The sequence below is a fragment of the Paraburkholderia sp. UCT70 genome (assembly GCF_050434085.1).
GTDB lineage: Bacteria > Pseudomonadota > Gammaproteobacteria > Burkholderiales > Burkholderiaceae > Paraburkholderia > Paraburkholderia tuberum.
This window is the reverse complement of the sequence record NZ_JBNPVZ010000004.1, coordinates 1,466,435-1,491,561: the sequence shown is the minus strand read 5'-3', so window position 1 is coordinate 1,491,561 and position 25,127 is coordinate 1,466,435. Positions and strand designations below refer to the sequence as shown.

The window sequence follows — 25,127 nt, the reverse complement described above, 5'->3', positions numbered from 1 at the left end:
CCGGGTTCAGATCCCTAAGCCCGGGCCATAGTTGCCGCCGATCAGGCGCGTGACCGACTCGATGTCGACATAATCCTGCTCCGGCATACCATCGAGCATCGCCAACACCTCGTTGCTCGCGCCGGCTTCGCGCGCGGCGTCGACGAGTGCGTCCTTGTTGGTCGGGAATTCGACTTCGCTGAGAAAATCGGCGATCTGCAGATCGATCGATTCGCCGGGGATGTCCGAGGCCGTCATGCGCATGCTCCTGGTGAGCTTAAGTTAGTCACGTCGTTATTGCTGCCACGAAAAGCCGGCGCCTCGCCGCGATGAGTTTCTCGCAGTCTGTTGCAATCCCGCGCGCATCGCTACCCCGTCGTCATGACAGCCGGCGCAAACCGGGCAGGCGCGCCGTCGTAGCCGCGCCGCCGCCCGCCGTTGCGGCGGCCCTCACGTGGTCAGATGCTCGTTCTGACCGGTCAGGCTGCGTTCCAGATGTCGGGACTTCGGCAGCGCAATATGCTCCCAGTGCTGCGGACGGCTGGCGTCGGTGCTCGACACGTCTGGGGCCGGAGGCGCGACCGGCGCGGCGTTCGCGCGTTGGGCAAGCGTGATGGAATCCGTGCTGTCCGAGGCGGTATGAACCGGCGCGGCAAAGCACGAGGCTGACAGCGTCACCATGATTAACAGTGTCGAGGTTTTCATCGCCCGACCTCCTAAAGCTCATGCGGCGCTGACAATCGAGCAAACCCTGTGCCGTCCCGCGTCGAGAGGACGGTGCAAGCCGAGGACGGCATGGCGCTGCGCGGCCCAGGCTCCTTACCATCTTAGATGGCAAATACTGCAACGCGCGCACATTTGCGACAAAACCGTATTGTAAATTCCATCATCGCACGAACAGGCGCGCTCGTCCGCCATGCGCTAGCGCAGCACATCGAAGCGCGTCCACGGCCACGACGGCCGGTCGCGCATATAGCCGTTCAGCCAGTTCCACTGCGGATGCCGCTTCATGAACGCCTGCGCGTCGAACGGCCGGCCGCACGGATGCCCCCAGCGCGCGGTGAAGGCCATCTCGCGGGCCATTTCGCTGTCGACCACCTTGCCGTCGTTCGCGCCCCACGGATTGAACGGCCCGTGATCGGTGCCGCCGAAGCGCGCGTCATCGAGCTCCAGATGCCCGCAGATCGTGCGCGAGCACGGGTTGTCGTTGCGATCGAGATAGACGTCGTGATGATCGGCGATCATCTGCTTCGCGAGCTCGACGTCGATGCTGCCGCGATGCAGTTCCTCGAGCTGCATGAAACGCAGACGCCGCGCACCGTTCTTGCGCACGTCGGTATAGTCCTCGCCTTCGCCGATGCATTCCTGGTTGCGGATCTTCAGATCCGTCGCGGTGTTGTAGCCGCTGTAGAAACCGTCTTTGGTGGTCTCGAAGCCCGCATAGTGCAGCCCGAGTTCGTAACGCGCGATCTCGCCGGTCTTCGTGTCGCCGAGCAGCCAACTGTTCGCGTAGCCGCCGTTGTTCGCGAGCGAGAACATGTCGCACCATTCCTTGATGCTGTTCGCATATTGCGACGCGCGCCGCGAGCGATAGAACTCGGGCGCACCGGCCGCGTTGTAGCCCGCGAAGTTCGAGATCGTCGTTTCGGTGATCATCAGGCCGGCCGCCGTGACCCAGAAATCGGTCAGGCTCGAGATGCAGCCCGGCAGGCCCTGCATCAGGATGCGGTTGCCGCGGTCGGGCACGATGTCGAACACGACGTTGAACGCGTCGCCGGCCGCGTAGCGGTCCCACGAGTTGTGCGCCATCACGATACGGCCGTCGCGCGTCGCGTTGCCGGTCGCGATGAACGCGCTGCAGTGGTGACCGCGCCGGCCGCGCCACAGTTTCGCGCCCAGATGCGGCTGCGCCTGCGCGGCGTGCGTCGGCCACCAGCTTTGCAGCAGATCCATGTAGCCGTTCCACGCGAGCACTTCGGCGAACGGCAGCTTCGCGCCGTCGGCGATGCCATGGATTTCATCGGCGAATTCGGTGTCGAGCTTGCTCGCGAACTGGCTCGTCGCGGCATTGACGAAGGTGTCGAACTCCTCGCCGGTGTCCCATTTGGCGAGATAGCGCGCGGTGCGGATCGCGTTTCTGATTTCGTCGGCGAGCAACTGGCCGTGCTGCTCGCCGCGATCGTACGGCTCGCCTTCGATATGCACGAAAATCCAGCCGGCCTGATCGCGGCGTACGGCCTCGGGGGACGGTTCGCTCATCTTCGCTCCGACGATACGGCGGGCGCTGTCGCTGCGCCCAAGCTGGGCTCACGCGTGCCGGCCGCGTGAACGGCCGGCGGTCTGTCCATTGTAGAGAATCCGCGGCGCTTTGCATCGCGCCCCGCGAAGCCTTCGAAAGCTCTAGCGCGACGGATTCATGCGGAAGTACGCATCGAGCAGCGAGGTCTTGTAGACGACGCCGGCGAGCTTCGGATGCGCGGTGCTTTCGATCACCGGCAGCCGCTCGCCCTGAAACGCCATGAAGTGCTGTAACGCGATGGCGAGCGACATGTCCGGCGTCAGCACGTCGAAATGCGGCTGCAGATAATCGGCGGCGGTTTTCATCGACGTGTCGCGCCGCTCGAGCAGATCGGACGTGATGTCCTTCAGCGCGACCACGCCGAGAAACGCGCCCGAGTCGTTCGCGACGTACAGATACTTGACCGGATACTCGAGGAACACGCGCGTCATGTCGTGCACGGTCGCGTTCGGCGGCACGACGGTCTGCGCGGGGCGGATCAGCTCGCGCATCTGCGTCGCGCGCAATCGCGAGCGCTCCTGCTCCTCGCGATTGCGGCGCAGCGTGATCTCGTACATCGAGGTCTTGCCGATCGCGCGAGCAATGAAATACGCGACCACGCACGACAGCATCAGCGGCAGCACGACCTGATAGCTCAACGTCATCTCGAAGATCATCAGGATCGCCATCAGCGGCGCCTGGGTCGCGCCCGCGAGGAATGCGCCCATGCCGACCATCGCATAGGCGTAAGCGGCCGACGTCGCATGCGGCCACAACGCGTGCATGCCCTGGCCGAACAGCGAGCCGACCGCCGCGCCGACGAACAGCGTCGGCGTGAACACGCCGCCCACCGCGCCGGAGCCGGCCGTCGCCGCGGTCGCCGCGAGCTTGCAGACGAGCACGAGCAGGAGCGCGGACCATGTCCACGGCGAATGCAGGATCGAGTTCACGACGCTGTAGCCGTTGCCCCACACCTCGGGCTCCGCGACCGAAATGATGCCGACCACGAGACCGCCGAGTGCGAGCCGCACCGGCAACGCCACCGGCAGCTTGCGAAAGGCCGCCTTCGATGCGTCGAGCAGCCGCAGAAACTGCGGCGCGGCCGCGCCGCACAGCGCGCCAAGCGCGACGAACAGCAGCACCTCGGGACCGGTCACGGTCGGAAACTCCGGCATCTCGTAGGGCGGCTTGTAGCCGGCGAACTCGCGCATCGTGATGTTCGCGACGACCGCCGCGACCAGTACCGGTCCGAAGCTTTCCATCGCGATCGAGCCGAGCACGATCTCGGTGACGAAAAACGCGCCCGCGATCGGCGCGCTGTACGCGGACGTGATACCGGCCGCCGCGCCGCACGCGACGAGCAGGCGCAGCCGCGGCGGATCGAAGTGGACCCAGCGGCCGATCAGCGACGAGGCGAGCGCCGCGAGCTGTACCATCGGACCTTCACGACCGATCGAGCCGCCGCTCGCGATCGTGAACAGCGACGACACGCTGCGCCACAGACTCAGCCGCACCGGCACGGCGCCGTCGCCGATCGCGACCGCTTCCATGTAGTCGCTGTGTGTGTTCCTGTCGGCGTAACGCTGCGCGATCAGCAGAAACACGCCGGCGACGAGACCGCCCGCGGCCGGCACCCAGATGCGCATGGTCCACGGCAGGCTGCGCGCCGTTTCGACGAAGCTGCCGGAGCGGCCGGTCATCGCCAGTTGCAGCAGTTCGATGCACCAGCGAAACGCGACGGTCGCGAACGCGCCGGCAATGCCGACCACGACCGACCAGACCAGCATCGTGTGGGCTTCTGAGAGGCGGAACAGGCGTTGGGCGCGGGTGCGCAGCTTCAGCAGGAATGAAAGCACGTCGTCGGTACGGGGCGTGAAGGAAGGTTGAAAAAACCGCAGCACAACAGCAGCGCGCCCGCCTCGAATGGCGGGCGCGCGGCGGCGAGCGGGCGGGGGCGGGCGGCGCGGTTCAAGTCGCCGCCTTGTCGAGTTCAGGATAGTGCCGGAAGATGCAGCTTTCGTTATGGCCGATGCGCCGGTCCGAGTCCAGATACGCGGCGATGTTCGGTCTTGCGATCACGGCGTCGTGCAGCGCGGCGAGCCGCGGATAGTGCTCGCCGAAGCGCTTCAGCGCGCGCGGAAACGCGTACAGCAGACCGTCGATCAGCTGGAACATCGACAGGTCGACGTAGGTCAGGGTGTCACCGACCATGAAGCTGTTGCCGGCCGGATTCTGCGCGAGCACGCGCTCGAAGTACGACATGAACTTCGGAATCCGATGGTCGATGAAATCGTTCGCGCGCACCTTCGCCGCGTCTTTCTGCTCCTCGTAGTAGAGGCCGCTCGCGAGCGGATGGTGGGTGTCGTGCGCTTCGGTGACGACGTCAGCGATCGTCAGCTGCAGGCCGTTCGCGACGTAGCGCAGGCTGTCCACCTCCGGCGCGAGATTCAGGCGCGGGCCGAGATAGAACAGGATGTTGGCGGTCTGCGCGATCACCAGATCGCCGTCTTTCAGAAACGGTGGTGCGAACGGCGGATACGGCTCGTCGGGGCTTTGCATCACCGCCATCATCGCCTCGGTGCCAAGGCCCTTCGAAGGCTTGCCGCGCGCGACTTCGACATAGTCGACGCCGGCTTCCTCCAGCGCGAGCCGCACGAATTCGCCGCGGCCTTGCAGGCCATCCCAGTAGTACAGTTCCAGGCTCATCGATCGATCCTCATTCCGGTCGCCCGGACGCGTCGCGGGAAGGCGGTTTCACCGCTGCCATCGGACGTCGCGCACGAGCGGGTTGGGGGAGCAAAGTTCGCAGCAACGAGTATGCCGTGTGATCGGCCGGGATGGTGCGCCAGAAAGCGCAAAACCCCGCGCGCGGCGGGGTGTCGGGGAAGGCGGGAGAGCCGGCGACGGCTCAGTGGAACAGGTGCTGGACGGTCCATGTGATGCCGAGTCCGCCGGCGATCAGCCATACATACAGAATCAGGCCGGTGGTCAGCGCGCGCGGACCCGCTTCGCGAATCTGCGAGAAGCGCGTTTCCATCCCGAGTGCGGTCATCGCCATCGTCAGCGCGAAGGTGTCGAACAGGTTCAGCGTCGAGGTGGCGCTTTCCGGCAGCACATGCAGCGAGTTGATCGCCACGCAGGCGAGGAAGCCGAGTGCGAACCAGGGGATCGCCAGCTTGCGCGGGGCGGCGCCGTCCGTGCCGCCATCCTTCGCGCCGCGCGTCGGGCGGTTCACCCACAGGCCGACCACCAGCAATACCGGCACGAGCAGCATCACGCGGGTCATCTTGACGATCGTCGCGATGTGCGTCGCTTCGGGGCTCACGTTGCTCGCCGCGCCGACCACCTGCGCGACTTCGTGGATCGTGCCGCCGAAGAACAGGCCGGCGCCGACCGTGTCGAGATGCAGCCAGCCTGCGTTGAACAGCACCGGGTAGAGGAACATCGACAGCGTGCCGAACAGCACGACGCTGCCGACCGCCATCGCGCTCTTGTGCGGCTTCGATTGCAGCGTCGATTCGAACGCGAGCACCGCGGCCGCGCCGCAGATCGCGCTGCCGGCCGCCGTCAGGAGCGCGGTGTCGCGATCGAGCTTCATGATTTTCATGCCGGCCCAGGTGCCGATCACGAGCGTGCTGACGACGATCAACACCGACTCCGCGAGACCCGGCAGGCCCACCTGGGCGATTTCCTGCAGGCTCACACGCAAGCCGAAGAACGCGACCGCGATGCGCAGCAGCTTGCGCGCCGAGAAATTCACGCCGGCCGCCCAACTGGCCGGCATGCTGTCGCGCAGCGCGTTGCCGTAGATCGCACCCGCGACGATGCCGACGATCAGCGGACTCAGGCCAAGGCCGGCAATCGCCGGAATCGCCGCGATGCGCGTGACCGCGGCGGCGAACAGCGCGACGAACAGTACGCCGTTGAGCTGGCCGCGGGTGGACAGCGCGGGGGAGGCGGCGGCGAGCGGGGCGCTGGGTGTGGACATGATCGGTGGCTTCGTAACGGACTTGCGTGGGACTGCATGGGCAGCAATGGGGCTAATCCTAAATTAGATATATCGATATGAAAAATCGTGATTTAGAATGTGAAGTATCGGCTCAACGGATATTTAATCGAGATGACCCCGGATCAACTTATAACGTTCGCCGCCGTCGCTGAGCATCGCAACATCAGCCGGGCGGCAGTGGCGCTGCATCTGTCGCAGCCGGCGGTGTCCGGCCAGCTGAGGCAATTGCAGGACGAGTTCGGCGAGCCGCTGTATCAGCGCGACGGCCGCGGGGTGCGCCTGACGCCAGCCGGCGAGCAGCTCGCCGCCTATGCGGCGCGGCTGCGCGACACCTGGCGGCAGGCGCATGCCTATCGCGACGCGCTGCGCGGTCTCGAACAGGGCACCTTGCGGATCGGCGCGAGCACGACGCCGGCGAGTTACCTGCTGCCGTACCTGATCGCCGAATTCCATCGCCGCTATCCGCACGTGACCGTGCATACCGCCAACGGCAACACGGCCGAGATCGTCGGCGCGCTCGGCTCGGTCGACATCGCGATGATCGAGGGTCCCGCCGGCGCCGATCTGCCGCCGGACACGGTCGTCCATGCGTGGCGCGAGGACGAGATCGTCGCGATCATGCCGCGCTCGCATCCGCTCGCGCAGGCGGACCACGGCGGGCGCATCGAGCTCGCGGCGTTCGGCGCGTATCCGCTGGTGCTGCGCGAGGAAGGCTCGGGCGTGCGGCAGACGGTCCAACGCGAGTTCGCACGCGCGGGCGTGCCGATGCGCGTGGCACTCGAAATCGCGGGGGTCGAAGGGGTGAAGGAGGCGGTGCGGGCGGGGATGGGTGTCGGTTTCGTGTCGGCGATGTCGATGCGGCATGAGGACGGCGCGCTGCGGCTCATGTCGCTGAGCCCGCAGCCGCTGACGCGGCGGCTGTCGATTCTGGTGCCGCATGCGAGCGCGCCGTCGCGGGTGGTCGAGCAGTTTCTGGCGATGTGCGTCGCGGACGAGGGCGGCTGACTTCCGCGCTGGCAGCGTATGGGATCGCGAATCCGAACTGCGCGGGGCGCTGCCGTGGCCGGCGCGCTTAGCTTCACGCTCGCCATATGCCGGCCGCGCCTGGGGATTTCCTCTATGGTGCGCGATGGCTGTCCCGAGCACCATTCGCACATCGCAGCGCCCCGGCGCTTTTTTTCTACGTTCGGTTGGAACCGGTTCCAAAAGCGGTTTCGCTTCAGAATTATGTGAGTTGGATATGGCTGATGCAGTGGAGATCGTGGTCGTCGCCAGCGCGTTCGGTGTGAACGCCGTGCGCGCCGACGGCCATCTGAAATGGGCGCAGGCGGCAAAGCGCGCCGGCGCGGCGGGTTTCGAAGTGCGCCGAGAGCTGTTCGCGAGCGACGCGGACGCGGACCCGCAACGGCTGCGCGCGCTCGGCGCGGCGTTGGTCGATCTCGGGCTGTGGTCGGTGTTCTCGACGCCGGCATCGTTGTACGCGGCGGACGGCCAGCTCGATACCGACGCACTGCGTGTCGCGCTCGATCAGGCGGCCGCGCTCGGCGCGCGCTTCGTCAAGCTGCAACTCGGCGGCTTCGCGGGCGAGGCTCACGGCGCGGCCATCGTCGCGCACGTCGCGAGCGGCTCGGGCACCACGGGCGGTGCGCAGCCACGGCTCGTCGTCGAAAACGGGCAACTGGCGCAGGGCGGCTCGCCCGCGCAGTTCGTCGGGCTGTTCGATGCGCTCGCGCGTGAAGGCCACGCGGGCGTGCTCGGCATGACCTTCGATACCGGCAACTGGGCGTGGCTCGACGTCGCGCCGCTACCCATCGCGCCGCAGCTCGCGCCGTACGTCGGGTACATCCATTGCAAGACCACCACGGGCGAGGGCGCGCGGCGCTTTGCGAGCGCGCCGGCCGAGGATGACGCGCCATTGCGCGCGCTCCTCGACCGGCTGCCGCGCGATGTGCCGCGCGGCATCGAGTTTCCGTTCGATCCGAGCCGAATCGACGCGGATGCCGCGCGTTATGTGAGCTGGCTTGCGCGCGTGTAGACGCGCGCGACGCGGCATCACGAAGCGCCTCGGTCGAAGCCGTAGGGAGCAGACGAGGCAGCAACCCAGGCAGCAAAGAACGCATTCCACGCAACACGAATCACCGCATCAGCAGCACCACCAGGAGGCCAGCATGACCCACCCTTACCCCGCCCTCGACGTGATCACCTACGGCGAAGCGATGGCGATGTTCGTCGCCGCCGAAGCCGGCCCGCTCGCGGGCGTCGGGCACTTCACGAAGCGCATCGCCGGCGCGGATCTGAACGTCGCGATCGGCTTGTCCCGACTCGGCTTCAGGGTGGGCTGGATGAGCCGCGTCGGCGACGATTCGTTCGGCCGGTACGTGCGCGACACGCTGACGAAAGAGGGCATCGACCAGCAATGCGTGAGCACCGACGCGCGCCATCCGACCGGCTTCCAGCTGAAGTCGAAGAGCGACGACGGCAGCGACCCGGCGGTCGAATACTTCCGCAAGGGCTCGGCGGCGAGCCATCTGTCGCTCGACGACTACGTCGCCGATTACGTGCTGCCCGCGCGTCATCTGCATCTGACCGGCGTCGCCCCGGCGATCTCGGCAAGCTCGCGCGAACTCGCATTCCACCTGGCCCGCGAAATGCGCGCTGCCGGCAGGACGATCTCGTTCGACCCGAACCTGCGTCCGACGCTATGGCCCTCGCGCGCGGCGATGGTCGAAGGCTTGAACGCGCTCGCCGCGCTCGCCGACTGGGTGCTGCCCGGCATCGGCGAGGGTGAGATTCTGACCGGCCACACGCAGGCGGAGGACATCGCGAAGTTCTATCTCGAGCGCGGCGCGCGCGGCGTGATCGTCAAGCTCGGCGCGCAGGGCGCGTATTACCGCACCGCGACCGATGCCGCGACGATCGCCGGCCGGCCGATCGTGAACGTCGTCGATACGGTCGGCGCAGGCGATGGTTTCGCAGTCGGCGTGATCAGCGCGCTGCTCGAAGGCCGCACGCTCGCGCAGGCGGTCGCGCGTGGCAACCGGATCGGCTCGCTCGCGATCCAGGTGATCGGCGATTCGGAAGGTTTGCCGAACCGCGCCGAACTCGACGCGCTGGAGCTGGCCGAGGTACCGGGCATCGCAAGCGCGGCCTGACGCGGATCGGACCGCATCGATAGCGCTGCATCCACAACCAGCATCGACGACAACAAGAGCGCCCACAGCGCGCCCAGATTTTTTCATCATTGATTCGGGACGACGCCGTCCAAGGAGACTTCCATGACCTCATCGCTTGCGATTCGCCGCTGGTGGACGATCATGCCGATCGTGTTCATCACCTACAGCCTCGCGTATCTGGATCGCGCGAATTTCGGCTTCGCGTCAGCGGCCGGCATCAACCAGGATCTCGGCGTCAGCAAGGGGCTCGCGTCGCTGATCGGCGCGCTGTTCTTCCTCGGCTATTTCTTCTTCCAGATTCCGGGTGCGATCTATGCCGAGCGCCGCAGCGTGAAGAAACTCGTGTTCTGGAGCCTCGTTCTGTGGGGCGGCTGCGCGGCGTTGACCGGCATGGTCAGCAACATTCCGTCGCTGATGGCGATCCGCTTCCTGCTCGGCGTCGTCGAAGCCGCGGTGATGCCGGCGATGCTGATCTTCATCAGCAACTGGTTCACGAAGAGCGAGCGCTCGCGCGCGAACACGTTCCTGATCCTCGGCAATCCGGTCACGGTGCTGTGGATGTCGGTCGTGTCGGGCTATCTCGTGCATTCGTTCGGCTGGCGGCAGATGTTCATCGCCGAGGGCGCGCCCGCGATCATCTGGGCGATCTGCTGGTGGTTCCTCGTCAAGGACAAGCCCGAGCAGGTGTCGTGGCTCACGCAGCAGGAAAAGGACGCGCTCGCGCAGACGCTGCGCGCGGAGCAGGCCGCGATCAAGCCGGTGCGCAACTACAGCGAGGCGTTTCGCACGCCCGCGGTCATCAAGCTGTGCGCGCAGTATTTCTGCTGGAGCATCGGCGTGTACGGCTTCGTGCTGTGGCTGCCGTCGATCCTGAAGAACGGCTCGTCGTTCGGCATGGTGGAGACCGGCTGGCTGTCGGCGCTGCCGTATCTGGCCGCGACGATCGCGATGCTTGCAGCTTCGTGGGCATCGGATAAACTCAACCGCCGCAAGGTGTTCGTGTGGCCGTTCCTGCTGATCGGTGCGATTGCGTTCGCGGCGTCGTACGGGCTCGGCTCCGCGCATTTCTGGGTCTCGTATGCGCTGCTCGTGATCGCGGGCGCCGCGATGTACGCGCCGTATGGACCGTTCTTCGCGATCGTACCGGAACTGCTGCCGAAGAACGTCGCGGGCGGCGCGATGGCGCTGATCAACAGCATGGGCGCGCTCGGTTCGTTCGTCGGCTCGTACGTGGTCGGCTATCTGAACGGCGCGACCGGTTCGCCCGCGGCATCGTATGCATTCATGAGCGTGGCGCTCGTCGCCGCGGTGATCCTGACACTCGCCGTCAAGCCGGCCGCCGCCGAACAACGTGGCCCCGCTCGTCCCACCGTCGCAAGGAAAATTAGCTGATGAACAAGATCGTCGCCTGGAAGTCGCTGCCCGAGGATGTGCTCGCCTATCTGCAACAGCATGCGCAGGTCGTGCAGGTCGATCCGTCACAGCATGATGCGTTAGTCGCCGCGCTGCGCGATGCCGACGGCGGCATCGGCGCGAGCGTGCAGATCACGCCGGCGATGCTCGAAGGCGCGAGCCGGCTGAAGGCGCTGTCGACGATCTCGGTCGGCTACGACCAGTTCGACGTCGACGACCTCACGCGCCGCGGCATCGTGCTCGCGCACACGCCGGACGTGCTGACCGAATCGACCGCCGATACCGTGTTCTCGCTGATCCTCGCGTCCGCGCGGCGCGTCGTCGAGCTGGCCGACTGGGTCAAGGCGGGGCAGTGGCGCACGAGCATCGGGCCCGCGCAGTTCGGGCTCGACGTGCAGGGCAAGACGATCGGCATCGTCGGGCTTGGACGCATCGGCGGCGCGGTCGCGCGACGCGCGGCGCTCGGCTTCAACATGAAGGTGCTGTATACGAACCGCAGCGCGAACCGGCAAGCGGAACGCGCGTATGGCGCGCGGCGCGTCGAGCTCGCTGAATTGCTCGCGCAGTCCGATTTCGTCTGTCTGCAGGTGCCGCTCACGCGAGAGACGCGGCATCTGATCGGCGCCGCCGAACTGCGCGCGATGAAGAAGAGCGCGATCCTGATCAACGCTTCACGCGGCGCGACCGTCGACGAACCGGCGCTGATCGAGGCGCTGCGCAACGGCACGATTCACGGCGCGGGCCTCGACGTGTTCGACACCGAACCGTTGCCTGCCGACTCGCCGTTGCTCGCCATGCCGAACGTGGTCGCGCTGCCGCATATCGGCTCGGCGACGCACGAGACCCGTCATGCGATGGCGCTCAACGCGGCGGAGAACCTGGTCGCCGCGCTCGACGGCACATTGACGACCAACATCGTCAACCGTGACGTCCTGGCGAAGTGATTCGCAGGGCGGCGCGCAAGCTCCCGCCCTCGGACCGACACGAGCGATGAGCGAATGAGCACGACCCCGCCCCCGGCCAGCATGCCGCCTGGTCCCCCGAGCGCGCCGACGCGCCGCGCGACGATCACCGATGTCGCGCGTGAAGCCGGCACCGGCAAGACCAGCATCTCACGCTATCTGAACGGCGAGTTCAGCGCGCTGTCGCCCGAGCTGCGCGCGCGCATCGAAGCCGCGATCGCGCGGCTCGACTATCAGCCGAACCAGATGGCGCGCGGCCTGAAGCGCGGCCGCAACCGGCTGATCGGCATGCTGGTCGCCGACCTGACCAATCCGTACTCCGTCGAAGTGCTGCAAGGCGTCGAGGCCGCGTGCCACGCGCTCGGCTTGATGCCGCTGATCTGCCACGCGGCGAACGAAGTCGAGATGGAGCGGCGTTATCTGCAACTGCTGACCACGTATCGCGTGGAAGGTGTGATCGTCAACGCGCTAGGCGTGCGCGAGGAGACTTTGCGGCCGGTCGGCGACGGCGGGATTCCGGCGGTACTGGTCGACCGACGCGTGGAAGGGCTGGTCGCCGACATGGTCGGTCTCGACAATGGCGCGGCCGCCGCGCTCGGTACGCGGCATCTGCTCGAACGGGGCTTCGAGCACATCTGGTTCGTCGTGCAGCCGTTCGAGCAGGTCAGCTCGCGGCAGTTGCGCGTCGAAGCATTCGATCGGACGATGCGCGACGATGGCCGCGCGCGCGGTCGTACGCTGGTGCTCGATCTCGCCGATGCAACTGCGCTCGAGGGCGGTCTCGCGGAGCTGGATCGCGCGATCGACTCGCTGGGCGGGGCCGGTGCCGAGCCCGCCGGCGCCTCCCCACGCGTCGCGCTGTTCGCGGCCAACGCACCGGTCGCGTTGCGTCTCGCGCTGCATCTGAACGCGCGTTACGGCGCGCACTGGCAGAGCCGCGTCGCGCTGCTTTCCATCGACGATCCGGATTGGGCCGAGCTCGCCGGCATCACGACGATCCGCCAGCCGACCTACGACATCGGTTATCGCGCGGTCGAATTCCTGCACGAGCGCATCGAAGGCGCGCAGACGGGCGCGCGCGACTGCCTGCTGCCCGGCGAGTTGATCGTGCGTGCGTCGACCGCACGCTGATTTCCGGCCAATCTGCGATGATGCGGGCTGCGGCGCGCAGCGGTTGCGCGCCGGGGATTGCAAGGAACCCCGCAAGGATACTCATGGTCGTGCCACCGCTTACCCTCGCGAGCCTCGCGCTCGCCACGCTCGTCATCGCCGCTTTACCGTTTCTGATTTACCGACAATTGCACCGTCCGTTCGCGCTTCGGCCGCGCGACGCGATCGCCGGCGTCGCGGTGTTCGCGCTGTTCGCGATGGTCATCGAGCGTGCGCTGCACGACTATCTGTTGCGCGGCAACGAAACGACCGCGGCGTTCCTTTCGCAGCCGCTCGCGTTCGTCGTCTATGGTGCGCTGGCCGCGGGCGTTTGCGAGGAAGTGGGGCGGTTCTTCGGCATGCGGCTGCTCATGAAGCGCGCGGCGGCGCGGCCGGCCGTGCGCAAGAAGGCGAACGTCGACGCGCCCGCCGGCGTCGATGCAAGCGCGGGCGCGAGCCCCGCCGCCAGCACGACCGCCGACACGCGCACCGCCGCATTGCGCGCCGACGATGGCGCCGCGCTCAGCTACGGCCTCGGCCACGGCGGCGCGGAAGCATGGATGGTCGGCGTGTTCGTGCAGTTCCAGTGGCTCGTGTTCGCGGTCCTCGAAAACCGTGGCCAGCTCGGCGATTACCTCGGCAATCTGCCGGCCGAAGCGGTGATGCGCGTGCATCTGATTCTCGCGAGCCTGACGCCGCAACTGGCCGGCATTTTCGCGCTCGAACGCGTCGCGGCGCTGGTGTTCCAGATCGGCCTGTCGGTGCTGATGTGGCGCGGCGTGCGGGCCGGCTCGCGCGGCATCCTGCCGCTCGCGATCGGGGTGCACGCGCTGATCGACGTGCCTGCGGCAATGACGCAGGCGCGGCTGCTGCCGCTCGCGGCGGCCGATACGATCTATGTGGTGGCGGCGGTGTTCGTCGCGGGACTGCTAATACGGATTTACCGGCGGCCGGCGGCGGCGTGAGCGGATGAGCCGCTGGACAGCAGGCGCCTCGCTATCCCTTCGGCGTTTCTCTAAAATGCGCCTACGTTTCAGGATCTTCATTTCCCGGCAGCCTTCATGGAAGCTTACCAATACGACTGCGCGCATCCGGAGTTCGACGAGCTCGCGCGCGTCATCAGCGATCTGTTTCCCGAGCAGACGCAGTTCATCGAGCGTGCCGCCGACGATGGCACGCCCACACTGACGGTTCACTGGGTAGCAATGCGCTTCGGTTCCACCGCGCGCCGTATCGCGATGACGGTCGCGATCGCGCCGGCGGCGCTCGCGCGTTATCGCGCGATGCCGGCGCGGTTGCGTGGCCGCAGCTTTGCGGTATTGCGCGCGTACGTCGAAGCGAGCCTGGGCTCGCTCGAAGAAATGTACGCGAACGGCCAGGCGGTCCCGCGCGAAGTCACGGTCGATCTCGGCGAAGAGTTCGCGTGAAGCACGAATGAAGCGCGAATGAAGCACGAATGAAGCGCGGGCGAAGCGGATTCAATCCGCGAGCCGATAGACCTTCGCGAAACGCGCGGCCTGCACGACGCCATAGTCGCCGGGCGCGTACTGCATGACCCAGTCGCCGGCCGCGCCGTGCAGCACGTCGCCGCCGCTCGCGGAGCGTGCGAGCGAGAAGGACTCGTCCATCCGGCGGGCGAGTACGACCGCCGGGCGGTTGCGGTAGGCGCCGGCTTCGCCGTGCGCGAGCGCGGCATCGGCGGGCAGGTACTTCGCATCGAAGCGCTCGCGCGACACGACCCAGCGCTCGCCGGTCGAGCCGGTGATCAGCGCATCGCCGCGCACATAGCGGTTCGGGCCTTCGAGGCTCATCAACTGGCCTTCGGCGACGGCGAATTCGACGCTTACCGTTTCGTCCTTGACGACGCGTTGGGCGTGCGGATCGTCACGCAAATCGAGATTGCTGAGTTCGGTCATGAAGCGGGTGGAAGATTAGGGGGTGAGCGTTGCGGCGAGACTTGCCGCTTTGCGGCGATCGTGCGTCGAGTCGCTGGGACGGGTAGCCGGCCCAGACAGCGCGCCCCCGAATAATGCCAGATGCATGAGCCGGGCAGGGGAAGGCGAAAGGCTGAGGCGTGGTGAGAAAGCCGCTGTTCGGGCGCCGGCGGAATTGCCGAAATCAACCGCGTCCGAATCGACCCGCGCCCGCAACGGGGCAACCCCCGCCGCGGGCGCTCTTTCATTACGGCTTGACGGTCGCGTCGCTCGCGGCTTCTGCCGCGGGCTTGCCGCCCTTGCCCTTGCCATGGTGGCCGCGATGATGACCCTCGGGGCCGCCCTGGTGGAACGTCGCGTCGGCGAGCTTCTTCTGCTCCGGCGACAGGCTGCTATACAGCGGATCGAACGCATCGACGAGCTTCTTCATGCCGTCCGCATGCGCCTGCGCGATCGTTGCGTACTGTTTCATGTCGTCGAGCGCGCTCACGTTGGTGGCCGCCTTGCGCTGCTCGAACAACTGGCCCATCGTTTCGCCGTTGCTGCGCATGACGTCGGCGAACGCCTTCCATTGCGTTTCCTGCGCGGGCGTGATCTTCAGTTGCGAGTGCAGATAAGCGATGCGGTCTTCGACGTTGCGTTCGTGGCCGGCCTTGGCCGCGGAAGCCGAGGCCGTGGTGTCCGGCGCTGCGGCCGGCGCGGCGGTTTGGGCGAACGCGCCGCCCATCGAAACGGCCGTAGCCAGCATAACCAGTGCTTTTTTCATCGAAACTCCTGATGTCTGTTCGTTATTGAGACACGGCGCGCGGCGAGCGTTTTGCCCCGCGCCAGCGGCGAATGGCGCCGCACCGCAAGCGGCTGCCGCATTCGCCCGTCGCCGCTATTAGTAACACGTTAACCCTACAATACGGTGCGTGTGCGACAAACGCTTACAACCGAAACGAACGCGAAACGGCTCGCGCCTGAGCGGCAATCGCGCCGACATACTGCGCCGGGGCCGCCCCACAGTGTGCCGTGCATCTGTGACCGTACCGCGTGACATGGCGCCGCTGCGTGCAGACGCGCGATAATCCGCGACATTCCACACCAACTTCCTTCCCCTTCGATGAGACCTCCGCGCCTCGACCAGCTCGACGACCTCGACCGCAACCTCGTTGCACTGCTGCAAGCCAACGCGCGCGAGAGCGTCGCGAATCTTGCGCGGCAGCTCGGCGTCGCGCGCACGACCGTGATCGCGCGCATTGCGCGGCTCGAGCGCAGCAACGTGATCGCCGGCTACAGCGTGAGGCTTGGCCAGGACGTGCTCGATTCGAGCATCGTCGCGTATGTCGGCATCATCATCGCGCCGAAGCACGGGCCGGCCGTGCAGAAACGCCTCGGCAAAATGCCCGAAGTGCAGCTGCTGTGCGCGGTCAGCGGCGAGTTCGACTACGTGGCATGGCTGCGCGCCGATTCGCCGGAGCGGCTCAACGATCTGCTCGATCAGATCGGCGGGCTAGAAGGCGTCGAGCGGACCACGACGTCGATCATTCTCGCGCGCAAGATCGACCGCGGCACGGTGTGAGTCGGCGCGCGGCGTAACCTCTTCGCGAGTGCTGCGAGAGTCCATCGTTGACGCCATTTTTACGCTGTTTCGACAAATCGTTTAACCGGTTCGTCAGAACGTCGAACCTGATGGTCATACCGCAGCATTTTGCGCGTATGAACTGTTTTTGCTTCTTCCTACACTGTCATTCAAGGGTTCGGCCCGCAGGCGCCGCGCGCAACACGCGGCGCACTTCCCAAGCTCGCAGACAGCACATGGATAACAAGGAGAAGCAGATGAAAGTAGCTATCGTTGGCGCAGGTCTGATCGGTCACACCAGTGCCCATATGCTGCGCGAGACGGGCGACTACGAAGTCGTCGCGTTCGACCGCGATCAGCACGCGCTCGACAAGCTCGCCGCCCAGGGCATTCCCACCCGCCGCATCGATTCCGCCGACGCCGCCGTGCTGCGCGCCGCGATCCAGGGCTTCGACGTGCTGATCAACGCGCTGCCGTACTACCTCGCGGTCAACGTCGCATCGGCCGCGAAGGGCGCGGATGCCCATTATTTCGACCTGACCGAGGACGTACGCGCGACGCACGCGATCCGCGCGATCGCCGAAGATGCCGATCACGCATTCATGCCGCAGTGCGGTCTCGCGCCGGGCTTCATCGGCATTGCCGCGCACGAGCTCGCGAATCGCTTCACGGAAATCCGCGACGTGAAGATGCGCGTGGGCGCGCTTCCCGAGTTTCCGACCAATGCGCTGAAGTACAACCTGACGTGGAGCGTCGACGGCCTGATCAACGAGTACTGCCAGCCGTGCGAGGCCATCCGCGATGGCCGCACGCAATGGGTGCAGCCGCTCGAAGGCCTCGAGCATTTCTCGCTCGACGGCACCGAGTACGAAGCGTTCAACACGTCGGGCGGGCTGGGCACGCTGTGCGAAACGCTGGCGGGCCGCGTCGAATCGCTCGACTACAAGTCGGTGCGCTATCCGGGTCATCGCAACCTGATGCAGTTCCTGCTCGAAGACCTGCGTTTGTCGAGCGACCGCGATACGCTGAAGACCATCATGCGCCGCTCGGTGCCGTCGACCGCGCAAGATGTCGTGCTGGTGTTCATCACCGTGAGCGGCATGCGCGACGGTCAGCTGGTGCAGGAGGTGTTCACGCGCAAGATCTTCGCGAAGACCGTCTGCGGCGTGCCGATGAGCGCGATTCAGATCACGACCGCCGGCGCGATGTGCGCGGTGCTCGATCTGTTCCGCGAGCGCAAGCTGCCGCAGAAGGGCTTCGTGCGCCAGGAGCAGGTGTCGCTCGGCGATTTTCTGGCGAACCGCTTCGGCAAGTTGTACGAAGGGCAGTCGTTGGAGGCGATGGCGACGGTTTGAGGCCGGCATGGCTCGCGTCGAATGAAAATCCCCGTACGTCGCCGACGTACGGGGATTTTCCGTTTTTCAGCCATCATTGGGCCAGCGCGGCACTCGCCAGACAGAAGGGAGGGTCGTCATCCAGCCACGATTTGCGCGACGAGCGCTTCATGGTCCGCCGAACTGGGCGCGGTATTGTCGAACATCAGCAGACCCTTGCGGCTCGCGCCGCTCGGCTCGAAGCGCCGCCGCCGGTAGTCGTCCCAGTGCGCGAGCTTGTACGCATCGTTGGGATTCGCGCGCGCGACGATCCGCTGCCGCGCCACGTCCTCCGAGGTCCGCACCCACACGACACGCAACCTCACGTCCGGCGCGACGCCGAGCCACGCATGATCGAACAGCCGCCGCTCGCGCACCTCGCGAGACAGCGGGCCGACGACCAACGCGCTGATGCCGAGTTCGAGATTGTCACGCGCCGTATCGATGAGGCCGCGATACTCGGGGTCGCGCAGATGCTGCAGGAAAAGAGGGCTGTCGCGATCGTTCGGATTGCCGGTCAGCATCGCCATCGCGGCCGCGCTATAGCCGCCGTACAGCGTGTCCTTGTCGAGCAGGCAGAAGGGGGTGCCGCTCACTTTCATCAGCGGGCCGAGCAGTTTTTTCGCCAGCGTCGTCTTGCCCGTGCCCGCATGACCGCAAAAGAAAACCAGAGAAGTCACGCAGGCCTGTCCTCACGCGGCGCGGCGGCGGCTTCGGGGCGCGGGTCGCGCGCGAACGTGCCGTTGGTCTCGAGCCACATCACGTTGATGATGCCGAAGCCGAGCGCCACACCCACGCCGAGAATCCAGGTGAAATACCACATCGCAGTCTCCTTGATCGTGCGTCCGGCGACGCGGATCGACAGGCATGCCGGCAACCGACGATGGCCAGCCGCGAGCGCGGCCGCCTGCACCGATCATGAAGAAGAACGCCGCGCCATGCAAGAGGCGCGGCGCCCGAGCTCCGTGCGCCGTGGCTGGCGGTATGTCCGCGCGTTGCTATGATGCGGAACGGTCATGCGTACGAGCGTACCGTGTCCGCCGAACCGGCGGACGCGGAGCGACGACCCACACCGTGTAGTCGGAAACTCGGGCCGCAATCGGGAGCACAGGGGAGAACCAGCATGCCGATGCGCCTGTCTTGCCGCTGCCGAGCCGCACGGATGGCCGGGTCCGCACGCTGCGCCGCGTTGGCCGCATGCGTCGCGCTCAACGTGCTCACGCTGGCCGGCTGCGCGTCGACGCCGGCCGAGCCGGTACCGTTCAAACCGGTGCCTGCCGAGCGCATCGTCAGACAGGGCTATACGGCGCCGGGCCCCGGCCTCGTCGCGGTGGACGTGCGGCGCGAGCGTTCGCGCGACGTGATCGTGCGGTTCCGCAATGCGCTCGTCTATATCGACGGCGAGCGCGTGACCGACCTGATGAACGGCGAGCACGTGGTGTTCTATCTGCCGCCCGGCGCGCATCGGATCGGCGTATCGACGCAGTTCGATCCGGTCATCGAGCTGAACTTCGTCGTGACGGCCGACCCGCGCTACACGAACCGCGCCTCGGTCACGTTCAACGACGATCACCGCATCGGCCTGCAGCGGGTCGCGCAGTAGCGTGCGGTCGAGCATTAACAATTGGATACGCGCGGCTTAGGTATCGCGCCTTAACATGGCGGCTGATGCAAGCGGCCTGGAAGCGTGCTTGTCCGTTCATGCCGACCCGTCGACCGTCTTACGCAATGCTTACGTGAGAGGGTGGCGAGGTCTGCTTTGTATGCAAGGTAATCCGAACATGCTGATCAATTGCGCCGCCTATCAGGACGGCCGGAAACTCGCCGACATCGATATCGACAGCATCAGCGACTACGTCGCGCGGCCCGAGTGCTTCGTCTGGGTCGCTCTGAAAGACCCGGAGCCCGAGGAACTCGCGGCCATGAAAGACGAATTCAATCTGCACGAGCTCGCGATCGAAGACGCGCAACACGGTCATCAGCGCCCGAAAATCGAGGAGTACGGCGATTCGGTCTTCACCGTGATGCACACGGTCGAGATGGATGAGACAGGCGAGCTGGTGATCGGCGAAGTCGACGTGTTCGTCGGCAGCAACTATGTGCTGTCGGTGCGGCGCGGCACGCGCATCGGCTTCAAGAGCGTGCGCGCGCGCTGCGAGCACGAACCGCATCTGTTGAAGGAGGGCTCGGCGTTCGTGCTGTACGCGCTGATCGACGACGTGGTCGACCGCTATTTCCCGATCGTCGAGGCGATGAGCACCGAGCTCGAAACGCTCGAGGACCGCATCTTCGAGAAGAACGATTCGGCCGCCTCGCGCGCGATCGTGCAGGACCTGTACACGATGAAGCGCCGGCTCGTGATCCTGCAGCACCATATCGTGCCGCTGCAGGAAGCGGTCGGCAAACTGACGGGCGGCCGCATTCCGAGTGTTTGCGCAGGCATGCAGGCGTACTTCCGCGACGTCTACGATCACCTCGACCGGATCGTCAGAACCATCGAGGGGCGCCGCGAAATCGTCGTCACGGCGGTGCAGGTGAACCTCGGCATGATCTCGCTCGCCGAGAGCGAAATCACCAAGCGGCTCGGCTCGTTCGCCGCGCTGTTCGCGGTGCCGACCATGATCGCCGGCATCTACGGGATGAACTTCGAGCGCATTCCCGAGCTGCATTTCAAGTTCGGCTATCCGGTCGTTCTGGTGGTGATGCTGGCGATCGACTTCGTGCTGTACCGGCGTTTTCGCAAGGCCGGCTGGTTGTAGCTGGCGCACCTTTCAATTTCCTCGGGGTTTCACTTGCGGCGCGCGCGATACCAGGCCAGCATAAGCGGCCTGTGTGTCGCGCCGCACGCGACGCACAGGCGTCATCGACTGCACGGACTGAGCGAGGGACCCTTGCCACACGCTGCCCGGATCGATCGAGCGCATTGCGGCGCCGCAGATGTTGCGCGCAGGTGCGTTGCAACACTGCGAATCGTTGACATTCCGAAAGGCGTGCGCTGAGAATAGACCTCGCAAACGTTTGCGCATCACAAAAAAACACGGCTCGCCCGCGAGCCTGACAACCCTGGAGACACGCATGAGCCATCGAACCCGTCGTCGCATTCTTGCCGCCGCAGTTCTCGCCACCGCCTCCGCCGTCCTGCCTTTTTCCGCCGCCCACGCGCAGAACGCCCCGGCTCATAAGCCGAAGGTCGCGCTCGTGATGAAGTCGCTCGCCAACGAATTCTTCCTGACCATGGAGACCGGGGCGAAAGACTATCAGAAGCAGAACCCCGGCAAGTTCGACCTGATCACCAACGGCATCAAGGACGAAACCGACACCGCCAACCAGATCCGCATCGTCGAGCAGATGATCGTGTCGAAGGTCGACGCGATCGTGCTCGCGCCGGCCGATTCGAAGGCGCTCGTGCCGGTCGTCAAGAAGGCGGCCGACGCGGGCATCATCGTCGTCAACATCGACAACCGGCTCGATCAGGACGTGCTGAAGTCGAAAGACCTGAACGTGCCGTTCGTCGGCCCCGACAATCGCAAGGGCGCGCGGCTCGTCGGTGACTACCTCGCGAAGCGCCTGAAGGCCGGCGACGAGGTCGGCATCCTCGAAGGCGTGTCGACCACCACCAACGCGCAGCAGCGTACCGCGGGCTTCAAGGACGCGATGCAGGCAGTCGGCGCGAAGATCGTGTCGGTGCAGTCGGGCGAGTGGGAAATCGACAAGGGCAACGCGGTCGCATCAGCCATGCTCAACGAGTATCCGAACCTGAAGGCGCTGCTCGCCGGCAACGACAACATGGCGATCGGCGCGGTGTCGGCCGTGCGCGCGGCCGGCAAGCAGGGCAAGGTGCTGGTGGTCGGCTACGACAACATCAACGCGATCCATCCGATGCTGAAGGACGGCCGCGTGCTCGCCACCGCCGACCAGTACGCGGCGAAGCAGGCCGTGTTCGGCATCGATACCGCGTTGAAGGCGCTGAGCGAAAACAAGAAGCAGTCGCAGCTGTCGGGCGTCGTCGAAACGCCGGTCGATCTGGTGACGAAGGACACCCTGAAGTAAGCGCGCCGCGCCCGGCGTGAAGCACGAGCCGGGCGCAGCCGGAAAAGCGCACGGGAAGCCGTAAAAATCGCCACGAATTATGCGGATAGCATGTTTTAGAGGCAAACCACCACCCAGCGATCCGCTTTTATTCAACGAACGCTCAAGAATCCCGCCGCACCGCCGTTAATCCCAGAGATAAGCGTCATGACGGCGGCTCGCGTGGCGAGAGGGAGCGCGGCCATGAGCGCCTGTGCATTCCCGCGCAGTGGGCCGCCATGACTCGTGGCAGCCGGGCGCGGTGTGCTGTGCGGCAAGCGCAGCGGACCGCCGGGGCGCCACGAGGGCGCCAGAAGCGCCATGCAACCAGGAGCGCGATGGATTCGACCGACCACGACGCCTTGCCTGTCGTACTGAGCGTCAGCGGCATCGGCAAGACCTATGCCGAACCGGTGCTCGCCGACGTATCGCTGTCGCTGCGAGCGGGCGAGGTATTGGCGTTGACCGGCGAGAACGGCGCGGGCAAGAGCACGCTGTCGAAGATCATCGGCGGGCTGGTCGAAGCGAGCGCGGGCACGATGCGGCTTGCCGACGCGCCGTACGCGCCCGCGAGCCGCACCGAGGCCGAGGCGCTCGGCGTGCGCATGGTCATGCAGGAGTTGAATCTGCTGCCTACGCTGTCGGTCGCCGAGAACCTGTTCCTGAACCGGCTGCCGCGTGCGGGCGCGTTCAGCTTCGGCTGGATCGATCGCGGCAAGCTGCGCGAGAACGCGCGCGAGGCGATGGCGCAGGTCGGGCTCGACGCGATCGATCCCGACACGCTGGTCGGCGAACTGGGCATCGGTCATCAGCAGATGGTCGAGATCGCCCGCAACCTGATCGACGACTGCCGCGTGCTGATCCTCGACGAGCCCACCGCGATGCTGACCGCGCGCGAGGTCGATCTGCTGTTCGAGCAGATCGGGCGGCTCAAGGCTCGCGGCGTCGCGCTCGTCTATATCTCGCACCGGCTCGAGGAGCTGGCGCGGGTCGCCGAGCGGGTCGCGGTGCTGCGCGACGGCCGCCTCGTGCATGTCGACGCGATGGCGAACCTGACGAGCGAGCAGATCGTCACGTGGATGGTCGGCCGCGAGCTCGGCGAGCATATCGATCTCGGCGAGCGCAACATCGGCGCGCCGCTCCTGAAAGTGGAGCGGCTCGCGCGCGGCAAGGTCGTGCGCGACGTGTCGTTCGAGGTGCGCGCGGGCGAGATTTTCGGTGTGAGCGGACTGATCGGCGCGGGCCGCACCGAGCTGATGCGGCTCATCTACGGCGCCGACCGCAAGGACGGCGGCAGCGTGTCGCTCGCCGCGACGCCGGGCGCGTCGCCTACGCCGGTGCGAATCGACTCGCCGGCGGACGCGGTACGCGCGGGTATCGCGCTGATCACCGAAGACCGCAAGGGCGAAGGCCTGCTGCTGCCGCAACCGATCGCGGCCAACCTGTCGCTCGGCAATCTCGGCAGCGTCGCGCGGCACGGCCTCGTCGACGCGAAGCGCGAGAACGCGCTGGCGCACAAGCAGATCGCCGCGATGCGCATTCGCAGCTCGGGGCCTGCGCAGATCGTCGGCGAGCTGTCGGGCGGCAACCAGCAGAAGGTCGTGATCGGCCGCTGGCTCGCGCGCGACTGCCGCGTGCTGTTGTTCGACGAACCGACGCGCGGCATCGACGTCGGCGCGAAGTTCGATATTTACGGCCTGATGGGCGCGCTCGCTCGCGCCGGCCGCGCGCTCGTCGTGGTGTCGAGCGATCTGCGCGAACTGATGCTGATCTGCGACCGGATCGGCGTGATGTCGGCGGGCAGCATGACAGGCGTGTTCGAGCGCGCGAGCTGGAGCCAGGATGCACTGCTCGCGGCTGCGTTCGCCGGCTACCGCGGCCGTGACGCGCTGCTGCACACGCACGGCGTCAACGAAGCAGGGAGTCTGTGATGACCGATCAATCGTGGCGCGAGGCGGCGGGTGTCAAACAGGACGGCCAGTTGGACGGCCAGTTGGACGGCCAGCAGGACGGCAAGCAAGGCGGTGCGCCGGACGCGCCCGCCGTGACGCCGCCCGCCGATCCGTCGGCGCCGCTCGCGAGCGGCAAGCCGGCCGGCACGCGGCTCGGCTTTTCGAACTACCTGGGCCTCGCCGGCGCGCTGCTCGCGATGATCGTGCTGTTCTCGTTGCTGAGTTCGCACTTTCTGACCTACGACACATTCAGCACGATCGCGAACCAGATTCCGGATCTCGTCGTGATGTCGGTCGGCATGACCTTCGTGCTGATCATCGCGGGGATCGATCTGTCGGTGGGCTCGGTGCTCGCGCTCGGGGCGTCGGTGGTCAGCGTGGTGACGCTGAAGTGGGGCTGGGGGCCAGCTGCCGGCGCGCTGCTCGGGGTCGCGGTCGCGGCGCTGACCGGCACCGTGACCGGCGCGGTGACGGTGGGCTGGCGAATTCCGTCGTTCATCGTGTCGCTCGGCGTGCTCGAGGCGGCGCGCGGCATGGCGTATCAGATGACCAATTCTCGCACCGCGTATATCGGCGATGCGTTCGATTTTCTGTCGAACCCGATCGCGCTTGGCATCTCGCCGGCCTTTCTGATCGCGGTCGCGGTGATGGTGATCGCGCAGCTGGTGCTGACGCGCACGGTGTTCGGGCGCTATCTGGTCGGGATCGGCACCAACGAGGAAGCGGTGCGGCTCGCGGGCGTCAATCCGCGGCCGTACAAGGTGATCGTGTTCGCGCTGATGGGCGCGCTGTCCGGACTCGCGGCGCTGTTCCAGATCTCGCGGCTCGAGGCGGCCGATCCGAATGCGGGTGTAGGCCTGGAGCTGCAGGTGATCGCGGCGGTCGTGATCGGCGGCACGAGTCTGATAGGCGGGCGTGGTTCGGTTATCAGCACGTTCTTTGGCGTGCTGATCATTTCGGTGCTGGCGGCGGGCCTCGCGCAGATCGGCGCGAACGAGCCGACCAAGCGCATGATCACCGGCGCGGTGATCGTGGTGGCGGTGGTGCTCGATACGTACCGCAGCCGTCGCAAACGCGCCTGAGGTGTGCGCCGCGGCGTACCGATGAATGAGTGCATGGGACCGGAGTAAGCGCTAAAGCGCTAACTCCGTTCGACCGCGATGAAACTGCATGGGACCGGAGTAAGCGCTAAAGCGCTAACTCCGTTCGACCGCGATGAAACCGCATGGGACCGGAGTAAGCGCTAAAGCGCTAACTCCGTTCGACAGGAGAG

25 protein-coding genes are annotated in these 25,127 nt (G+C 66.3%); 15 read left to right on the top strand and 10 right to left on the bottom strand.

Annotation, left to right across the window (positions count from 1 at the left end; translation table 11 throughout):
- Window positions 1-6: 6 nt before the first annotated feature.
- From OKW41_RS32440 to OKW41_RS32415, 6 genes are all read right to left on the bottom strand, one after another.
- Window positions 7-237 (bottom strand): DUF2795 domain-containing protein, encoded by a 231-nt coding sequence (locus tag OKW41_RS32440; RefSeq protein WP_184022698.1) that lies wholly within the window; start codon window positions 235-237, stop codon window positions 7-9.
- A gap of 192 nt (window positions 238-429) precedes the next feature.
- Complete coding sequence (locus OKW41_RS32435; protein ID WP_184003891.1) at window positions 430-684, bottom strand: hypothetical protein; 255 nt, start codon at window positions 682-684, stop codon at window positions 430-432.
- Between the two features lie 216 nt (window positions 685-900).
- Window positions 901-2,238, bottom strand: a complete 1,338-nt coding sequence (locus OKW41_RS32430) for a C45 family autoproteolytic acyltransferase/hydolase (RefSeq protein ID WP_184003889.1) — start codon at window positions 2,236-2,238, stop codon at window positions 901-903.
- 141 nt (window positions 2,239-2,379) lie between these two features.
- Entirely contained in the window at window positions 2,380-4,113 is a 1,734-nt protein-coding gene (locus OKW41_RS32425; protein ID WP_429450191.1) for a ClcB-like voltage-gated chloride channel protein, read from the bottom strand.
- A 112-nt stretch (window positions 4,114-4,225) separates the two neighbouring features.
- The gene (locus OKW41_RS32420) at window positions 4,226-4,963 is read right to left on the bottom strand and encodes a glutathione S-transferase (protein ID WP_429575176.1); all 738 of its coding nucleotides are present in this window, start codon (window positions 4,961-4,963) and stop codon (window positions 4,226-4,228) included.
- Between the two features lie 202 nt (window positions 4,964-5,165).
- Window positions 5,166-6,245, bottom strand: a complete 1,080-nt coding sequence (locus tag OKW41_RS32415) for a YeiH family protein (RefSeq protein ID WP_429575175.1) — start codon at window positions 6,243-6,245, stop codon at window positions 5,166-5,168.
- A 132-nt stretch (window positions 6,246-6,377) separates the two neighbouring features.
- Here OKW41_RS32415 and OKW41_RS32410 point away from each other — a divergent pair, with 132 nt between their 5' ends.
- The 8 genes from OKW41_RS32410 to OKW41_RS32375 all read left to right on the top strand — a co-directional run bounded on the left by OKW41_RS32410 (window position 6,378) and on the right by OKW41_RS32375 (window position 14,390).
- Window positions 6,378-7,271, top strand: a complete 894-nt coding sequence (locus OKW41_RS32410; RefSeq protein ID WP_429575174.1) for a LysR family transcriptional regulator — start codon at window positions 6,378-6,380, stop codon at window positions 7,269-7,271.
- 235 nt (window positions 7,272-7,506) lie between these two features.
- On the top strand, window positions 7,507-8,301 hold the full coding sequence (locus tag OKW41_RS32405; protein ID WP_429575173.1) for a sugar phosphate isomerase/epimerase family protein: 795 nt from the start codon (window positions 7,507-7,509) through the stop codon (window positions 8,299-8,301).
- Window positions 8,302-8,434: 133 nt separating this feature from the next.
- Window positions 8,435-9,418 (top strand): sugar kinase, encoded by a 984-nt coding sequence (locus OKW41_RS32400; protein ID WP_429575172.1) that lies wholly within the window; start codon window positions 8,435-8,437, stop codon window positions 9,416-9,418.
- Window positions 9,419-9,541: 123 nt separating this feature from the next.
- Window positions 9,542-10,831 (top strand): MFS transporter, encoded by a 1,290-nt coding sequence (locus tag OKW41_RS32395; RefSeq protein WP_429575171.1) that lies wholly within the window; start codon window positions 9,542-9,544, stop codon window positions 10,829-10,831.
- A complete protein-coding gene (locus OKW41_RS32390; protein WP_429575170.1) occupies window positions 10,831-11,796 on the top strand; it encodes a 2-hydroxyacid dehydrogenase in 966 nt (321 codons plus the stop codon). Before OKW41_RS32395 ends, OKW41_RS32390 begins: the two co-directional genes overlap by 1 nt.
- 54 nt (window positions 11,797-11,850) lie before the next feature.
- Window positions 11,851-12,945, top strand: coding sequence for a LacI family DNA-binding transcriptional regulator (locus tag OKW41_RS32385; RefSeq protein ID WP_429575169.1), 1,095 nt, complete (start codon window positions 11,851-11,853; stop codon window positions 12,943-12,945).
- Between the two features lie 83 nt (window positions 12,946-13,028).
- Window positions 13,029-13,928, top strand: a complete 900-nt coding sequence (locus OKW41_RS32380) for a YhfC family intramembrane metalloprotease (RefSeq protein WP_429575168.1) — start codon at window positions 13,029-13,031, stop codon at window positions 13,926-13,928.
- Window positions 13,929-14,024: 96 nt separating this feature from the next.
- Window positions 14,025-14,390, top strand: a complete 366-nt coding sequence (locus OKW41_RS32375; RefSeq protein ID WP_018417736.1) for a DUF3022 domain-containing protein — start codon at window positions 14,025-14,027, stop codon at window positions 14,388-14,390.
- A 51-nt stretch (window positions 14,391-14,441) separates the two neighbouring features.
- On the opposite strand, the gene OKW41_RS32370 is transcribed toward OKW41_RS32375, so the two are convergent.
- Both OKW41_RS32370 and OKW41_RS32365 read right to left on the bottom strand, forming a co-directional pair.
- Window positions 14,442-14,879 carry a PGDYG domain-containing protein gene (locus OKW41_RS32370; RefSeq protein WP_429575167.1) on the bottom strand — a complete coding sequence of 146 codons (438 nt, stop codon included), beginning with the start codon at window positions 14,877-14,879 and terminating at the stop codon, window positions 14,442-14,444.
- 265 nt (window positions 14,880-15,144) lie between these two features.
- Window positions 15,145-15,663: a Spy/CpxP family protein refolding chaperone gene (locus tag OKW41_RS32365; RefSeq protein ID WP_184003867.1), complete on the bottom strand. Its 519-nt coding sequence runs from the start codon at window positions 15,661-15,663 to the stop codon at window positions 15,145-15,147.
- Between the two features lie 339 nt (window positions 15,664-16,002).
- Between OKW41_RS32365 and OKW41_RS32360 the strand changes: the two genes are divergently transcribed.
- Both OKW41_RS32360 and OKW41_RS32355 read left to right on the top strand, forming a co-directional pair.
- Entirely contained in the window at window positions 16,003-16,461 is a 459-nt protein-coding gene (locus OKW41_RS32360) for an Lrp/AsnC family transcriptional regulator (protein WP_008922942.1), read from the top strand.
- A gap of 257 nt (window positions 16,462-16,718) precedes the next feature.
- Window positions 16,719-17,816 carry a saccharopine dehydrogenase C-terminal domain-containing protein gene (locus OKW41_RS32355; RefSeq protein ID WP_429575166.1) on the top strand — a complete coding sequence of 366 codons (1,098 nt, stop codon included), beginning with the start codon at window positions 16,719-16,721 and terminating at the stop codon, window positions 17,814-17,816.
- A gap of 116 nt (window positions 17,817-17,932) precedes the next feature.
- Here OKW41_RS32355 and OKW41_RS32350 read toward each other — a convergent pair whose 3' ends face one another.
- Window positions 17,933-18,514, bottom strand: a complete 582-nt coding sequence (locus OKW41_RS32350; RefSeq protein ID WP_429575165.1) for an AAA family ATPase — start codon at window positions 18,512-18,514, stop codon at window positions 17,933-17,935.
- Window positions 18,511-18,657, bottom strand: coding sequence for a cytochrome bd-I oxidase subunit CydX (cydX, locus tag OKW41_RS32345; protein ID WP_429450171.1), 147 nt, complete (start codon window positions 18,655-18,657; stop codon window positions 18,511-18,513). The genes OKW41_RS32350 and cydX overlap by 4 nt, the downstream gene beginning before the upstream one ends.
- A 339-nt stretch (window positions 18,658-18,996) precedes the next feature.
- On the opposite strand from cydX, the gene OKW41_RS32340 reads away from it, so the two are divergent.
- From OKW41_RS32340 to OKW41_RS32320, 5 genes are all read left to right on the top strand, one after another.
- Window positions 18,997-19,437: a hypothetical protein gene (locus OKW41_RS32340; RefSeq protein ID WP_429575164.1), complete on the top strand. Its 441-nt coding sequence runs from the start codon at window positions 18,997-18,999 to the stop codon at window positions 19,435-19,437.
- A gap of 178 nt (window positions 19,438-19,615) precedes the next feature.
- Window positions 19,616-20,593, top strand: coding sequence for a magnesium/cobalt transporter CorA (gene corA, locus OKW41_RS32335; protein ID WP_429575163.1), 978 nt, complete (start codon window positions 19,616-19,618; stop codon window positions 20,591-20,593).
- A 316-nt stretch (window positions 20,594-20,909) separates the two neighbouring features.
- Entirely contained in the window at window positions 20,910-21,884 is a 975-nt protein-coding gene (locus OKW41_RS32330; RefSeq protein WP_429450165.1) for a sugar ABC transporter substrate-binding protein, read from the top strand.
- A 356-nt stretch (window positions 21,885-22,240) separates the two neighbouring features.
- Complete coding sequence (locus tag OKW41_RS32325) at window positions 22,241-23,833, top strand: sugar ABC transporter ATP-binding protein (RefSeq protein ID WP_429575162.1); 1,593 nt, start codon at window positions 22,241-22,243, stop codon at window positions 23,831-23,833.
- Window positions 23,833-24,936: an ABC transporter permease gene (locus OKW41_RS32320; protein ID WP_429575161.1), complete on the top strand. Its 1,104-nt coding sequence runs from the start codon at window positions 23,833-23,835 to the stop codon at window positions 24,934-24,936. Before OKW41_RS32325 ends, OKW41_RS32320 begins: the two co-directional genes overlap by 1 nt.
- Window positions 24,937-25,127 lie beyond the last annotated feature (191 nt).